At 71.4% G+C, this 15,083-nt stretch carries 12 protein-coding genes; 3 read left to right on the forward strand and 9 right to left on the reverse strand.

Annotated elements, in window-relative coordinates:
* Positions 1–84: 84 nt before the first annotated feature.
* From ACFHWS_RS23930 to ACFHWS_RS23955, 6 genes are all read right to left on the reverse strand, one after another.
* Entirely contained in the window at positions 85–1,242 is a 1,158-nt protein-coding gene (locus tag ACFHWS_RS23930) for an acyl-CoA dehydrogenase family protein (protein ID WP_416569139.1), read from the reverse strand.
* Between the two features lie 73 nt (positions 1,243–1,315).
* Positions 1,316–2,848 carry an acyl-CoA carboxylase subunit beta gene (locus ACFHWS_RS23935; protein WP_416569140.1) on the reverse strand — a complete coding sequence of 511 codons (1,533 nt, stop codon included), beginning with the start codon at positions 2,846–2,848 and terminating at the stop codon, positions 1,316–1,318.
* An 81-nt stretch (positions 2,849–2,929) separates the two neighbouring features.
* Positions 2,930–3,853, reverse strand: a complete 924-nt coding sequence (locus ACFHWS_RS23940) for a hydroxymethylglutaryl-CoA lyase (RefSeq protein WP_416550947.1) — start codon at positions 3,851–3,853, stop codon at positions 2,930–2,932.
* A gap of 51 nt (positions 3,854–3,904) precedes the next feature.
* Complete coding sequence (locus tag ACFHWS_RS23945; RefSeq protein ID WP_416550946.1) at positions 3,905–5,260, reverse strand: acetyl-CoA carboxylase biotin carboxylase subunit; 1,356 nt, start codon at positions 5,258–5,260, stop codon at positions 3,905–3,907.
* A gap of 60 nt (positions 5,261–5,320) precedes the next feature.
* Positions 5,321–5,932, reverse strand: a complete 612-nt coding sequence (locus tag ACFHWS_RS23950; protein ID WP_416550945.1) for a TetR/AcrR family transcriptional regulator — start codon at positions 5,930–5,932, stop codon at positions 5,321–5,323.
* Between the two features lie 178 nt (positions 5,933–6,110).
* Positions 6,111–6,665: a YbaK/EbsC family protein gene (locus ACFHWS_RS23955; RefSeq protein WP_416551099.1), complete on the reverse strand. Its 555-nt coding sequence runs from the start codon at positions 6,663–6,665 to the stop codon at positions 6,111–6,113.
* Positions 6,666–6,816: 151 nt separating this feature from the next.
* Here ACFHWS_RS23955 and ACFHWS_RS23960 point away from each other — a divergent pair, with 151 nt between their 5' ends.
* A complete protein-coding gene (locus tag ACFHWS_RS23960) occupies positions 6,817–8,397 on the forward strand; it encodes a glycosyltransferase family 2 protein (protein WP_416569141.1) in 1,581 nt (526 codons plus the stop codon).
* A 38-nt stretch (positions 8,398–8,435) separates the two neighbouring features.
* Here the strand turns inward: ACFHWS_RS23960 and ACFHWS_RS23965 are convergent, their stop codons facing one another.
* Positions 8,436–9,068: a SigE family RNA polymerase sigma factor gene (locus tag ACFHWS_RS23965; RefSeq protein ID WP_416550943.1), complete on the reverse strand. Its 633-nt coding sequence runs from the start codon at positions 9,066–9,068 to the stop codon at positions 8,436–8,438.
* Positions 9,069–9,317: 249 nt separating this feature from the next.
* Between ACFHWS_RS23965 and ACFHWS_RS23970 the strand changes: the two genes are divergently transcribed.
* Both ACFHWS_RS23970 and ACFHWS_RS23975 read left to right on the forward strand, forming a co-directional pair.
* The gene (locus ACFHWS_RS23970; RefSeq protein ID WP_416569142.1) at positions 9,318–10,484 is read left to right on the forward strand and encodes a glycosyltransferase family 2 protein; all 1,167 of its coding nucleotides are present in this window, start codon (positions 9,318–9,320) and stop codon (positions 10,482–10,484) included.
* Positions 10,481–12,445 carry a glycosyltransferase gene (locus ACFHWS_RS23975; protein WP_416569143.1) on the forward strand — a complete coding sequence of 655 codons (1,965 nt, stop codon included), beginning with the start codon at positions 10,481–10,483 and terminating at the stop codon, positions 12,443–12,445. The genes ACFHWS_RS23970 and ACFHWS_RS23975 overlap by 4 nt, the downstream gene beginning before the upstream one ends.
* Here the strand turns inward: ACFHWS_RS23975 and ACFHWS_RS23980 are convergent.
* Together ACFHWS_RS23980 and ACFHWS_RS23985 are read right to left on the reverse strand one after the other, a co-directional pair.
* Positions 12,369–13,064 carry a DUF5825 family protein gene (locus tag ACFHWS_RS23980; protein WP_416569144.1) on the reverse strand — a complete coding sequence of 232 codons (696 nt, stop codon included), beginning with the start codon at positions 13,062–13,064 and terminating at the stop codon, positions 12,369–12,371. The genes ACFHWS_RS23975 and ACFHWS_RS23980 overlap by 77 nt on opposite strands.
* A 13-nt stretch (positions 13,065–13,077) precedes the next feature.
* The gene (locus tag ACFHWS_RS23985) at positions 13,078–15,030 is read right to left on the reverse strand and encodes a RiPP maturation radical SAM C-methyltransferase (protein ID WP_416569145.1); all 1,953 of its coding nucleotides are present in this window, start codon (positions 15,028–15,030) and stop codon (positions 13,078–13,080) included.
* Positions 15,031–15,083 lie beyond the last annotated feature (53 nt).

Below are 15,083 nucleotides of genomic sequence, written 5' to 3' on the forward strand. Positions count from 1 at the left end.
GCGTCAGGCTGACGACCCGAAAGGAACGGATTTCCGACACAACCGGTGAGGTGCGGTGCCCTCCGGAGCGCCCTTACAAGATCATCAAGCGGCGGCCAGCCCAAGATCACGAGCGATGATCATTCGCTGGATCTCCGAGGTGCCCTCGCCGATCTCGAGAATCTTCGCGTCACGCCAGAAACGCGCGACCGGGAACTCGTTCATGAAGCCGTAACCACCGTGGAGCTGGGTCGCCTCCCGGGCGTTCTGCACGGCGCACTCGCTGGCGTGCAACTTCGCCACCGCGGCCTGACGTTTGAACTGGTCACCGGCGAGCATCCGGGCGGCCGCGTCGTAGTAGGCCAGCCGGGCGGTGTGCGCCCGTACCTCCATGTCGGCGATCTTGAATTGAATCGCCTGATACCCGCCGATGAGCTGGCCGAATGCGCGGCGCTGACCCGCGTACCGGACGGACTCGTCGACACACCCCTGCGCGAGGCCGACCGCGAGGGCGGCGATCGCGATCCGCCCCTCGTCGAGAATCCGGAGGAATTGCGCGAACCCCCGACCCCGCTCACCCAGTAGATTATCGGCCGGAACCCGACAATCGTCGAACGTCAACTCGTGGGTGTCCGAGGCACACCAGCCGACCTTCGAGTAGCCGGGCGCAACGGTGAACCCCGGCGTCCCGGCCGGCACGATGATGGTGGACAGTTCCTTCGAACCATCCGGCCCGGTCCCGGTCACCGCGGTGACCGTCACCAGCGAGGTGATGTCGGTACCCGAGTTGGTGATGAACGCCTTCGAACCGTTGATCACCCAATGGTCGCCGTCGCGCACCGCCCGGGTGGCGGTCCCCCCGGCGTCGGACCCGAATCCCGGCTCGGTCAGCCCGAAACCGGCCAATGCCGCCCCGCTGACCAACTCCGGCAGCCACCGCTCACGCTGCTCCGGGGTGCCGAACCGGTAGATCGGCATCGCGCCGAGCGAGACCGCCGCCTCCAGGGTGATGGCCACACTGGAATCGATCCGGGCCAGCTCCTCCAGCACCAGACAGAGCGCGAAGTAGTCGCCGCCCATCCCGCCGTACTCCTCCGGGAACGGCAGCCCGAACAGCCCCATCCTGCCCATCTGACGGACGATGTCGTACGGGAAGGCGTGCCGCTGGTAGTAGTCACCGATCACCGGCGCGATCACCTCGCGGGCGAACTCGCGGACGCTCTCCCGCAGCGCCTGCTGCTCGTCGGTCAGCCTGAAGTCCATGCTCAGATCCTTTCTGGAGGACTCGAAGCCCAATCGGCTGCCACTGGCACCGGCCGCCGCACCTGCGGTGCCGCTAGACCGGAGTGACGCCGTGCCGGCGGTGGGAGAAGTGCCGGTCCCGGCCGGCGGCCGCCGCGTACCGCCGGACCAGTTCGGCACGCAACTGTTCGGGCCGGACGATGTCGTCGACGACGAGTTCGCTGGCGAGCCGGGTCAGATCGATGTCGCGCTCGTACTCGGCGCGGCGGGCGGCGACGAAGCCGGCCCGCTCGTCGGGATCGTCGATCGCCGCGATCTTGTTGGCGTAGACCGCGTTGACCGCGGCCTCCGCGCCCATCACCGCGATCTTCGCGGTGGGCAGGGCCAGGGTGGCGTCCGGCTCGAATCCGGGGCCGGCCATCGCGTACAGCCCGGCACCGTACGCCTTGCGGACCACGACGCAGATCTTGGGTACGGTGGCCTCCGAGATCGCGCTGATCATCTTCGCGCCGTGCCGGATGATGCCCTGTTTCTCCACGGCGCTGCCGACCATGAAGCCGGGCACGTCGGCCAGGAACAGCAGCGGTACGTTGAACGCGTCGCAGAGCTGCACGAACCGGGTCGCCTTGTCGGCAGAGTCGACGAAGAGCACCCCGCCCTTGAACATCGAGTTGTTGGCGACCACGCCGACCACCTGGCCGGCCAGCCGGCCGAAGCCGACGGTCAGCTCGCGGGCCCACAGCGCCTGGATCTCCAGGAAGCTGCCCTCGTCAAGCAGTCCTTTGGCGAACCGGCGCATGTCGAACGCCTGCCGTTCACTCGCCGGCACCAGGGCGGCCAGGTCGACCCCGGCCGGCGGGTCGCCGGCCGTCGTCGCCGGTGGCGGCTGTCGCCAGTTGGCCGGCAGGTAGGACAGGTAGCGGCGGACCACGTCGAGCGCGTCGTCCTCGGACTTGCAGAGGAAGTGCCCGACGCCGGACTCGGCGCAGTGCACCCGGGCACCGCCCATCGCCTCCAGGGTGGTCTTCTCGCCGGTGACCATCTCGACCATCCGGTCCGAGCCGAGGTACATGCTGGCGTTGCCCTCGACCATCGCCACCACGTCGCAGAACGCCGGAATGTAGGCACCGCCGGCGGCCGACGGCCCGAACAGGGCACAGACCTGCGGGATCGCCCCGGAGGCCCGCACCTGGTTCCAGAAGATCTTGCCCGCGCCGCGCCGGCCGGGGAACAGGTCGACCTGATCGGTGATCCGGGCCCCGGCGGAGTCGACCAGGTAGACCATCGGCAGGCCGGCGTCGTACGCCCGCTCGATGATCCGGATGATCTTCTCGACGGTACGGGCGCCCCACGAGCCGGCCTTGACCGTGGAGTCGTTGGCCATCAGGCAGACCTGTCGACCGTCGATGGTGGCGGTGCCGGTGACCACACCGTCGGCGGGCAGCCCGTCGGCGAGGGCGTTGGCGTACCGGCCGTCCTCCACGAAGGAGCCCGCGTCGACCAGCCGGTCGACCCGTTCCCGGGCGAACAGCTTGCCCCGGGCGGCGTTGGCCGCATGGTACTTCTCCGCACCGCCGGCCCGGATCCGCTTGTCGAGCCGGTCCAGCGCCTCACCGTCCAGTGTCACGCCGCCCCCTCGCGCCAGCCCGTACTAAACGATCGTTAGGCTACCGTACGGCGGTCGCCCTCGCGACCCCCCGCCGGCGGGTCAGCTGGTCGGGGTGAGCCGGGTACGCGGGCCGGCACGCAGCACCCCGGAGGGAAGCTCCCTGCCGACCAGCTCCTCCGCCAGCTCGGCGGCGGCCAGCAGCGCATCCAGGTCGATCCCGGTCTCGACGCCCATGTCGTGCAACATGTGCACCACCTCCTCGGTAGCCACGTTGCCGCTGGCCCCGGGCGCGTACGGGCAGCCACCCAGGCCGCCGACGCTGGCGTCGAACTCGGTGACCCCCAGCTCCAGCGCGGCCAGCAGGTTCGCCAACGCCGTACCCCGGGTGTCGTGGAAATGCAGCAGCACCGGCACGGCCGCCTGCCGGTCACGCACCGCCGTGACCAGCTCGCGGACCCGGCGCGGGGTGGCCATCCCGGTGGTGTCGCCGAACGCCACCCGGTCCGCCCCGTCGGCCACCACCCGGTCGACGATCCCGGCCACCCGCTGCGGGTCGACATCCCCTTCGTACGGGCAGCCGAAGCTGGTCGCCACGATCACCTCGACGTGCGCCCCGGCGGCGTGCAGCAGCGCAATCAGCTCGGCGATGTCGTCCAGCGACTCGGCGGTGGGCCGGTTGACGTTGCGCCGGTTGTGCGTGTCGCTGGCCGACACCACCACTTCAATCTCGGAGAGGCCGGCGTCGAGCGCTCGATGGGCACCCCGCAGGTTCGGCACCAGCGCCGAGTAGCGCACCCCGGGCGCCCGCCGGGCCCGCTGCCACACCTCGTCGGCGTCGGCCATCTGCGGGATCGCTTTCGGGTGGACGAACGAGACCGCCTCGATCCGGCGTACGCCGGTGCCGGACAGCGCGTCCAGCAGGCGGACCTTGCCCTCGGTCGGGATCGGCTGCTCGTTCTGCAGGCCGTCACGCGGCCCGACCTCGCGGATCGACACGGACTCGGGAAGGGGCGTCGCTGCCATCCGTCCAGCATCCCGCGCCCGTGCCGTCCACTCAATGGGATCCGGTGAAGGTCACCGCGCCCGCATCCGGCCGACGATGCCGGTGTCGTAGTCGCCGGAGACGAACTCCGGGTGCTCCAGCAGCTCGGCGAAGAACGGCAGGTTGCACTTCGGCCCGGCCACCTCGAACCCGGCGACCGCGGCCCGGGCCCGGGTGATCGCCTCGGCCCGGTCGGCGCCGGAGACGATCAGCTTGGCCATCAGCGAGTCGTAGAACGGCGTGACGGTGGTGCCGGCGGCGTACCCGGAATCGACCCGGACCCCGTCGCCGGTCGGCTCCGACCAGGCGGTGATCGCGCCCGGTCCGGGCAGAAAGCGTTTCGGGTCCTCGGCGTTGATCCGCAGCTCGATCGCGTGCCCGCGCGGCGCGAGGGAGGCCGGGTCGAACGTCGGTTCCAGCCCGGCGGCCACCCGCAACTGCTCCTCGACCAGGTCGACGCCGTAGACCAGCTCGGTGACCGGGTGCTCGACCTGCAGCCGGGTGTTCATCTCCAGGAAAAAGAACTCGCCGGTGGTCGGATCGAGCAGGCATTCCACCGTGCCGGCGTTGCGGTAGCCGACCGCTTCCCCGGCCCGTACGGCGGCGGCAAGCAGCCCGGCCCGGAGTTCGGCACTCACCGCCGGCGACGGCGACTCCTCGGCGAGTTTCTGGTTGCGCCGCTGCACCGAGCACTCCCGCTCGCCGAGGGCGACGACCCGGTCGGTGCCGTCCGGCGCCCGCCAGCCGAGGATCTGCACCTCCACGTGGCGTACCCGGGTGAAGTAGCGCTCGATCAGCACGGACCCGTCGCCGAACATGCGCGCGGCGAACGCCCGGACCTTGTCGAACTCGGTCCGCAGCGCGGCGTCGTCGGCTGCGACGCCCATGCCCATCCCGCCGCCGCCGGCAGCGGCCTTGACCATCACCGGGTAGCCGATGGTCGCGGCGGCGTCGAGTGCGGCCTCGACGGTCTCGGCGGGCTCGGTGCTGCCGGCGGCCACCGGAACCCCGGCGGCGGACATCAGGTTCCGCGCGTTGATCTTGTCGCCCATCGCCTCGATCGCGTCACCACCCGGTCCGACCCAGATCAGACCGGCGGACTCGGCCGCGCGAGCGAAGCTGGCGTTCTCCGACAGGAACCCGTAGCCGGGGTGGATCGCCTGCGCGCCGCTGCTCTTGGCGGCGGCCAGGATCGCCTCGGTGTCACGGTAGCTCTGCGCCGGCTGCGCTGGCCCGACGCAGATCGCCTGGTCGGCCTCGGCGACGAAGGGCATGCCGGCGTCGGCCTCGGAGTGCACGGCGACGGTCCGGACCCCCAACCGTCGGGCGGTACGGATGATCCGCCGGGCGATCTCGCCACGGTTGGCAACCAGCAACGACTCGATCATGCCTCTCCTCGCGGGGTGCGGCGCCCGGTGCCGGGCGCGGGGATGGGCCCGGTGTGCTGCTCAGCCGTGCAGGGCGGCGAGGGTGGCGGCTCGCAGCAGGGTGGCCCGTCGTTCCCGGTTGACCTCGCCGCCGAGAAAGGGGGTGGAGTTCATCAGGCCGAACGCGGCGTGCGCCAGCACGCGGGCCTCGGCCGCGTCGAGGTCGTGGCGCAGCGCGGTGAGCACCGCCACCCACTCCTCGACGTAGAGCCGCTGCAGCCGCCGGATCCGCCGACGCGGCTCCTCCGGCAACCGGTCGAGCTCGTGCAGGTGCAGGGCGATGACCGCCGGGTTGGCCAGGGCGAACTCGACGTGGAACTCGATCAGCGAGGCGAGCGCGGCGGTTGCGTCGCCAGGCCACGCCGCGACTCGGGCGCGGCCGCCGTCGAGCAGCTCCTCGCTGACCGGAATGAGCGCTGCGGCGAGCATCGCTTCCTTGCCGGCGAAGTGGTGGTAGAGAGCGGGACCGGTGACCCCCGCAGCGGCCCCGATGTCGTCCATCGACACGCCGTGGTAGCCGCGGGCCGCGAAGAGCCCGACCGCGATCTGGAGAATCTCGTCGCGACGTGAGCGTCGCCGTGGCGCGCCCGGCTCCACCCTGTCCGTCGTTGCCGCCTGCTGATCTACCGTCACCTGGCCAGCCTAACCGTGTGTCTAGCCGAATTGAACGACCGTTCAGTCACCGGAATACCGCCGACTGATTCACCGGTGTCCACGCTGACCCGACGCCCGCCGATCACCGTACCGTCACCGACGCCGAGTCTCACCCCGGCGGAGCCCGGTCAGGTGCCGGCTGGGACCGCGAGCCCGGTCAGGTGCCGGCTGGGACCGCGAGCCCGTCAACGACCCGTGCGTTGGGCAGTACCCCCAGCGCCGGACCGGGAAGCACGATCTTGCTGCCCCGCACCCCGGAACCGATCACCACGTGCGGCGCCGCCACCACCCGCGCGTCGACCAGGATGGGCCACTCCGGCGGCAGCCCGATCGGGGTGATCCCGCCGTACTCCATCCCGGTCGTCTGCACCGCGTCGGCCATCGGGGCGAAGCTCGCCTTACGGGCGTCGAGCAGCCGGCGGACCGTCCCGTTGACGTCCGCCCGGGTGGTGGCCAGCACCATGCAGGCGGCGTACCGGACGGCACCGCCCCGCTTGCCGGCGATCACCACGCAGTTGGCCGACTCGTCGAGCGCGACCCCGTACGCGGCGCAGAAGGCGGCCGTGTCGGCGAGTTCGGGGTCGATCGGCGCCACCACCACATCGTCCACGTCGACCAGCACCTCGGCCGACCACTGCTCGACGGCGGCGGCCACCGGCGCGGCCACCAGGTCGAGTCGGCTCCGGACCGGTTCGGTCTGCAGTTTCCCCAGCACGTCCGCCATCATGCACCCGGCGGCCGGCGAGCCGTGCTGAGGGGCACCGGCCACCCGGGCGCGGTAGATTGACCGCCGCCGCCACCGCATACCCGGCCCGCCGCCGGAAGCGGCGCGGCACCGTCGGACAACCCGCCGAGAGGTGATCGTGGCTGCCCCGAGGGCGAGCGTCGTCGTACCCGTCTACAACACCGAGGCCTGGCTCGGCGCGGCCCTGGCGTCGATCGACCGCCAGCCGCGGCGGACCGAGATCGAGGTCGTCGTCGTTGACGACGGCTCCACCGACTCGTCGAGCGAGATCGCCCGCGACTACGCCCGGCGGGCGCCGGGGGTCCGCTACGTCCGGCAGGACAACGCCGGTCTCGGTGCCGCTCGCAACCATGGGGTACGCCTGGCCACCGGCAACTACCTGGGCTTTCTGGACTCCGACGACCTCTACCCCGACGGCGGGTTGGACCACCTGGTCGACATCGCCGATCGGGCCGGGGCGCCGGTTGCGGTCGGCGACATGCACGGCTTCCCACCCCGGCCCAGCCCGCCCTGGCGGGCGGAGATCGTCGGCCCGGCCCGCACCATCGGGTCCGTCGCCGAGGCCCCGCTGCTGATCGGCAACCCGTCGGCCTGCAACAAGGTGTTCGCCCGCGACCTGGTCGACCAGGTCGGGGCCGAGTTCACCGAGGGCAGCGCGTTCGAGGATGTCCTGTTCACCGTCCCGCTGCTGGTCCGCTCCCCGCTGACCGCGCTCAGCCCGCGACTGGTCTACCTCTACCGGCAACGCGGCAACGGCTCATCGATCATGGAAGGCCGGTTTCGGCCGGCGAAGATCATGCAGCATCTGAACATCATCGAGCGGCTGGTCGCCGGTAGCTCCGACGTCGCGCCCGAGGTGGCCGGGGCAATCGGACGGTGGGTCGCGTACATGCAGCTGCACTACGCCGGGCGGGCCGCCGACGCCCTCGACGACGGGCAGCTGGCCGATTTCACCCGCCGGATGGCGGCGCTGCTGGCCGACGTACCGGTGCCGGTCGCCGCCGAGTTCAGCCGGAACCCGCACGCCGGGCTACGCGCGGTGGCCCTTTACGAGCAGGACCCGGACGGAGTACGCCAGCCCCGGCACGCCGGCCCGGTACGGCTGTGCGGTGGGCAGCTCTACCTGGACCATCCGCGCTGGGACCGCTACCGGGACCTGCTGCGGGTGCCCGCGCCGACCGTCGGTGTGCGCAGCGTCCGTCGCGGTGGCCCGGCCGGCGACGAGATGGTCCGGTTGACCGGGTGGTGCGGCCTGCCCGGCCCCGGCGGCGCACCCGGCGACCAGCGGGACGACCTGGTACTGGAGATCGGCGACACCCGGTTACGGCTGCCGCTGACCGTGGCCGACAGCAGCGGCGGCCGGCTCCGATGGCAGGCCGACGTACCGCTGGCCACGCTGCCCCGCGGCCGGTACGCGCTGCGGATCGTCGCCCGCGACGACGGTGCCGAGCTGGTGCTCCCGCCGACCCCGGGCGCGCCCGGCACCCGGGCGACGCTGACCGCCCGGGGCCGTGCCGTGTGGGTCGCACCCGGCCGCCGTGGGCTGCGTCTGGTGGTCTCGGACCCGCTGGTCACCGCCGCCGCGACGCCGGCAAGGTGGAGCCGGATGGCCCGCTACCAGGCTGGACGCGCGGCGCGGCGCGGGGTCCGAGTGGCCCGCCGGGGCCGCCAACGGCTGCGCCGCCTGACCACCCGCTGATACCGACCGATCACTGACGTCGACTGGCCGGCGGCCGATCAGGGGTCCTCGGCCAACAGGTCGGCGCGGCTGTCGCCGAGCAGTTCCCGCAGCCGAGCCAGGGAACGCCGGCTCTGGGTCTTGACCACCGACACCGAGACGCCGAGCGTCTCGGCGACGGTCTCGACGCTCTGGTCCTCCCAGTAGCGCAGCACCACGATCGCCCGGTCGCGGGGCGGCAGACAGCCGAGCGCGTCGATCATGGTGACCCGCAGATCTGGCCGGGCGGACCGGGCCGGATCCCCGTCCTCACCAGGGCTGGCGACCGGCAGCTCCCGCGCGCTCAGCCGGCGGCGGTGGTCGAGCACCACCCGCAACAGCACCTTGCGGCTGTACGCCTCCAGGTTGTCGAACCGGGACACCCGCTGCCACGCGGCGTACATCTTGGCCAGTGCCGTCTGGGTGAAATCCTGGGCCAGATGCCAGTCGCGGCACATCAGGTAGGCGGTGCGGCGCAACCGTGGCGCTGCGGCCGAGGCGAACGCGGCGAACTCCTCCACCACCCCGGACGGAGCCCGGTCCGCCGTCCTCGACCCGTCCAGGGCCGTTGACGCGGATACCACCCGGTCGACGGCGGGTCGCGGCCTGCCCGCCACATGCCCGGGCAAGATGATCTCAGCCGCGCCGTACACGCTGCACTCCCATGCCTGGGCACCCTCCCCGGTGTGGACCTGCCGGTGTCCGATCCCTGCTGAGATAGACGTCGGGTGGGCGACGATCGGTGACATGGGCGGGAAAGTCCCGGACGTTCGCCAACTGGTCACCAGCTGTTAGCCTTTTGCCAGGGCCCCCTTCCCCTACCCGACGGACGATGTCGGACCGACGGTTGACCCCCGCCGCCGGACCGACGCACCGACGTACGTGGAAGGCGCGCTGCACCGATGGCACTGCTGAGCTTGATCATCCCGGTGTTCCGGGTCGAGAAGTACCTCGCAGCGTGCCTCGACTCGGTCCTGGCGCAGCGTCGGGCGGACGTGGAGATCGTGGCAGTCGACGACGCCTCCGATGACGGGTCCAGCGCCATTCTGGCCAGCTACGCACAGCGACACCCCGAGATCACCGTGGTCACCCTGGACCGCAACAGCGGGCTGGGCGCCGCCCGCAACGCAGGTATCGCCCACGCCAGCGGCCGCTACGTATGGTGCGTGGACAGCGACGACTGGTTGCCGGACGGCTCACTGGACGCGGTCGCCGACCGGGTCGAGCACACCGACCCGGACATCTTGATCACCGGGTACTCCCGGATCTACCCCGACGGCCGGGCTGAGGAACATCCGGTCACCGGCATCGCCCCCGGCCGCCAACTTCCGGAGGTCTTCCGCTTCGCCGACGAGCCGGGGCTGCTCGACGTGCTGTGGATCGCCTGCAACAAGATCATCAAGCGGGACCGGCTGGTCGACACCGGGATCACCTTCCAGTCCGGCTGGTACGAAGACGTCTCGTTCGTGATCCCGCTGCTGGTCGCCATCGACCGGATCGCCGTGCTGGATCGCGACTGCTACGCGTACCGGCAGCATGACGACGGCGCGATCACCCGGACGGTCAGCGACCGGCACTTCGAGGTCTTCGACCAGTGGCAGCGGGTCTTCACCTACCTCGACGCCCACCCGGGCCGGGCCGCCGGCGTACGCCCGTTGATCTTTGGCCGGATGATCTGGCACTGCCTGCAGGTGCTCGGACACCGGCACCGGGTCCCCAGGTCCCACCGGCGGCGCTACTTCCGGCGCACCTGCGAGCTCTACCACCAGCATCGGCCAGTCGGCGGATACCCGGTCCCGGGCGACGGCAACGGCAACGGCAACGACAACGAGACCATCAAGCACCGACTCGTCGCGGCGAACGCCTACTCTCTCTATCGAACGCTGATGGCCGTCTGGTCACTGCGCAAACGGTTGCTCGGCCGGGCCGACCGGACCAGCGGAGCCACTGGAGCCGGTGGGCGGCCGACCACAGCCGGTCGGACACCGCCGGCGGCGGCGCGGCCCGGCACCGTACCCGCCCGAGGTGGTGCGGTCGACGACGAAGCCGAGGAGGGGGCGATCAGGTGAGGCGAGACGCCGGCTCCGACGCCTCCGCGCCGGCCGGCAGCCGGATCACCTGGCGCCTCACCGGACTACCGGCACCCCACCCCGCCGAACGGCTCGGCCGCGCGGTGGGGTTGCGGGTGCTGCGGATACCCGGTATCCGGCGCGCGTTGGTGATCGCCGGCACCGTGGACCGGCTACGCGACCTGCCCCACCACCCGTCGGCCGGTCAGCCGGTACGCGCTGCCACCGTGGTCGTCGTCTGGTGGCGGTATCCGGGGCTCGGCTGGTCCGGCAGCATCGGCACGTTGCCGCAGCTGCGTCGGCACCGGGTCGGGCTGCCCAGGCTGCGCCGGGGCGCGGCCACCGTCCGGCTGGCGCTCGCCGCCCCGGTGCCGCTGCGGTCGGCGGTACGGGCGGCGCTGCGCGCGTTGGACGGATCTCGGCCGATGCCGTCCCCCGGCACCGCCGATCTCACCGCCCTTGGTGCCCCGCCGGCGTACCTGCCGGCGGGGGCGACCGTGCTGACCGCCGGCCCGCTGCCCGAGCGCGACGAGATCCGCGCCCACGACCTGGTGCTGGACGGCCGGGACGTCACCGGCCCGCAGGATCCCGGCCGGGATGCCACCGGCCCGCAGGGCGAGCGCGGCGCGGCGTACGGTGTCCGGTTGGCCGGCGCCGGGCACGCGGTCACCACACCCGCTGGCGAGCGGCTCGTGCTGATCGACGCGGAACGGATCAACCCGCGTGGCCGGCTGGCTGCCGCGTACCGGCCGGAGGCGGCAGAGATTTCCCTGGAGTTCGCCCGCGCCGACCGGTCCGGGGCCAGGTTCCGCGGACCGACCAGCGGATCGACCCGATACGGGTCGCTGACCGGCCCCGGGCTGGACGCGGCGGCGCTGGCCGCGCTGCGGCAGGTCCGCGCGGTGCGCTGTCGGCTGGTGCCCGGTGAACACCCCGAGCAGACCGCCGGGCTGCTGGTCCAGCTCGCCGCGACCGGGGTACTCGTACACGCCCCGATCCTGCCGCCGGCCGTGGCCGACCTGCTCGACCCGCAGCTACGCATGCTCGTCACCGGACAGCCGCCCGGATCAGCCGGGCCGGACGGGTCGTTGGCTGTCGAGGCGCGCAGCGTACGGCAGCGCCGGGCCGCGATGCGCGGCCACGCCGCAGGGCTGCGGCTGCCCGGCCTCGCCGACGACGGGCTGCCGGCACTCGGTCGGCCGCCATCGGTCAGCGCGGTCCTGATCACCCGGCGGCCGGAGCTGGTCACCACCGCGCTGGCCGCGATCATCGCGCAGACCTATCCGGAGATGGAAATCATCCTGGGCCTGCACGGCATCGAGTTGCCGGAGCCGGCCCGCCGGGCGTTGTCCGACGCGGGCCGCCCGTTCGAGGTGCTGCACCTGCCGGAGTCGGTCGACTTCGGCGCCGGGCTCGCAGCGGCCACCCGGCGCGCCCGTGGCACCCTGATCACTAAGTTCGACGACGACGACAGCTACGGCGTCGAACACGTCTGGGACCTGGTGCTGGCCCGGCACTATTCCGGGGCCACCCTGGTCGGCAAGAGCGCCGAGTTCGTCTACCTGGAAGACCGTAGGGTCACCCTGCGCCGATCGTCCGGCATTCCCGAGGCGTACGGCGATGTGGTCGCCGGCGGCACGATGCTGCTCGCCAAGGGTGATCTGGAGGCGGTCGGGGGCTGGCGGCCGGTGCCCCGCTCGGTCGACCTCGGCCTGATCGAGCGGCTCCGGGCGGAGGGCGCCACCATTTACCGCACCCACCCGCTCGGCTACCTCTACCATCGGCGGCCCACCGGGCACACCTGGGATCCGGGCGAGGCGTACTTCGTGGACAGCGCGTACTCCCGCTGGACCGGCGTCCCGCCGGAGGCGATGGGCGACGAGGTCACACCACCATCGACGGCAGCGGCCAGCGGCGCAGCCGGTGCGGCAACCAGACCAGTCGGTCGCCCACCTTCGTGACCAGCCCTTCCTCGCCGAACTCGCGGGCGATGTCCAGGTCGACAGTGGTCATCTCGGCACCGTCGAGCAACTGCTCCAGCACCGCCAGGTAGGCCGGGTCGTCGATGGTCAGCAGGTTGAGCCGACCAGCCCGCCGATCCCGGACCTGGACGAACCCAGGGCCACGCCGGTAGGTGCACTTGTCGAAGTAGAACGCGTCCCGCCAGGCGGCAGCGGCCACCGTCCCCGGATCGGTTTCAGGGTCGGCGCCGACGATCTCGACCGCCGCTGGCGGACGCAGATGCCCGTACACCCGCCACAGGTCGCCGTCGCCGCCCGGCAGCCGTATCGACCAGTCCACCTCGATGGCGTAGCTGGTCAGCTCCCGGACCAGGACGAGCCGGCGGACCGCGTCGGCCGCCGCCACCGAGCCGGCGGCGGTGAGGTCGACGACGCCGGGCAGCGCCACCTTGCGTACCCCCCGGTCGAGCCAGTCCGCGACGGTATCGGCGGCGAGCCCGGTGAACTCGGCCGTGCCCAGGTCGATGCCGGGAATGTCGGCGACCGCCGGATCGTGGTCCCGGTGCAGTCGGACCACGACCGGCCCGGTCGGCGGTGCCTCGATGTCGGTGCTGATCAACGCGGTGCTCCTGTCAGACGGCGGTGAGCGCGGGCTCGGGCGTGGGGTGCCCGGCGGACGTGGCCGGGTCCGTCGACGCAGCTTCCGCCTGCGCGGCGGCCCGCTCCTGGTGCAGGTGGTCGATGCGGAGCAGGTCCTGGTTCATCGCCTGCGGTGCGATCTGGATGAACTGGTCGGCCTCGCTGAACAGCAGGCCGAGGTCGCTCCAGCGGGCGAGCAGCGTGGCCACTGCCTCCTCCGACGCGGATATCCGCCGGGCCAGTGAGGCGACGCTGTGCGGCTGGTCCAGCTGCCGGAAGGCGGCGATCTCGGTCGGATCCGTCAACCGCAGCACGTGCCAGTCGAACTGCCGCCGCTCGCTGACCAGCACGATCTCGGTGCCAAGGTCGTGGTGGGTCAGCCGGCTGCGGGCGTACTCGTGCTGCCAGCTGGTGACGGCCCGGTCGAGGGTCTCGGCGAGGTCCTCGTCGATGCCCTGGGTCGGGGTGTCGAAGATGTACGCCAGGTCCATCAGCTCCGACTCGGGCAGGTCGTAGATGAGCCGGTACTGGGCGGCCGGCCGCAGGTCGGTGAAGCCGAGCTCCGGCTTGACGAAGTACGGGCTGAACCGTTCGATGGCGATCCGGGTGCTGCCGTCGGGTGGGCAGAGGTGGTGCAGGGCCGGCATCTGGTCAATGATCGACTGGTAGTCGGCGTCGGTCTCGCCGGGGAAGCCGTACAGGTAGTTCCAGGCGATGGTGATGCCGCTGGTCTCCGCGTCGCGCAGCATCCGCACATTGAGGCAGCCGGTCACCCCCTTGTCCATTATCTTCAGCACCCGGCTGTTCAGGTTCTCGATGCCTGGCTGGACGCTGACCAGGCCGGCGTCGGCCAGGGCCTGCACCTGCGGGCCACGCATGTTCGACTTGATCTCGTACTGCAGCCGCAGGTCGTAGTCGGATTCGGCCAGCCGGGGCAGCAGCGAGTTGACGTAGCTCATGTCGAGGATGTTGTCGACGACGAACATGTCCAGCACCTGGTGGCGCTCGACCAGTCCGATGATCTCGTCGTAGAACCGGCCGGGATGCTTGCTGCGGAACTGCATGAACGATCCGTTGAGCCCGCAGAAGGTGCAGTGGTGCTTCTCGCCCCACCAGCAGCCGCGGGCGCCTTCCACCACCAGCCGGGGCTCGACCCAGTTGTTCGCCTTGGATCGGGCCAGCCGCTCGAAGTAGCCGGTGTAGTCCGGGCTGACGATCTCAGCCGGCGGCAGCGGTGCGGTGCTCATCGGGTTGGCCACGTGTCGGCCGTCCGGGGTGGCCCAGCACAGGCCCTCGATGCTGGAAAAGTCGCCCTGGTTGTCCGCTGGCGCGGCCGCCAGCGCGGTGAGCAGCTGGGGAAAAGCCGCCTCCCCTTCGCCACGTACCACGAAGTCGATGAAGGAGAAGTTGCGGTGCAGCGCCGCACCCTGCTCGCCGTCGCAGTTCGCCCCACCGAGGGCGGTACGGATCCGGGGGTCGAGTTTCTTCACCGCCCGGGCAGTCGCCAGTGCTGCGGTGTTCTGCTGGAACGTCGAGGTGAATCCGACGAGGTCGGGTGCCCGGTCGGCGATCCGGGCGGCGATCTCATCGATGAACTCCGGCGCGGCCCGGTGCAGGTCCATGTTGCGGCTCAGGTCGCGTTCGGACATCTGACCCTGGACGACGCGGGTGAACTCGCTGACCCGCCATTCAGGGTCGTCGTAGAGGGCGGAGGAGAAGACCCAGTCACCGCAGCCGGAGAAGTAGGTGAACAGCGAATAGTAGTAGTAGTCGCCGAGGCCGAACTCACGTCGGTCGACCACCCAGTCGACGAAGTCGAGGTTGGCGTGCATCACCTCGACCTCGGCGTCCGGCATCTTCTGGCGGACGCTGTTGGTGAGGATGCCCAGTGCCAGCGACGGGACATCGATCGATGACCACGGCATGTTGACCAGCAGGATCCGCATGTGCCCTTCCCTTCTATGCGAGCCGCGACCGACGAACCCGGTCAGCGCGGGTG

This window comes from Micromonospora sp. LOL_013 (genome assembly GCF_048060315.1).
Taxonomy (GTDB): Bacteria; Actinomycetota; Actinomycetes; order Mycobacteriales; family Micromonosporaceae; genus Micromonospora_E.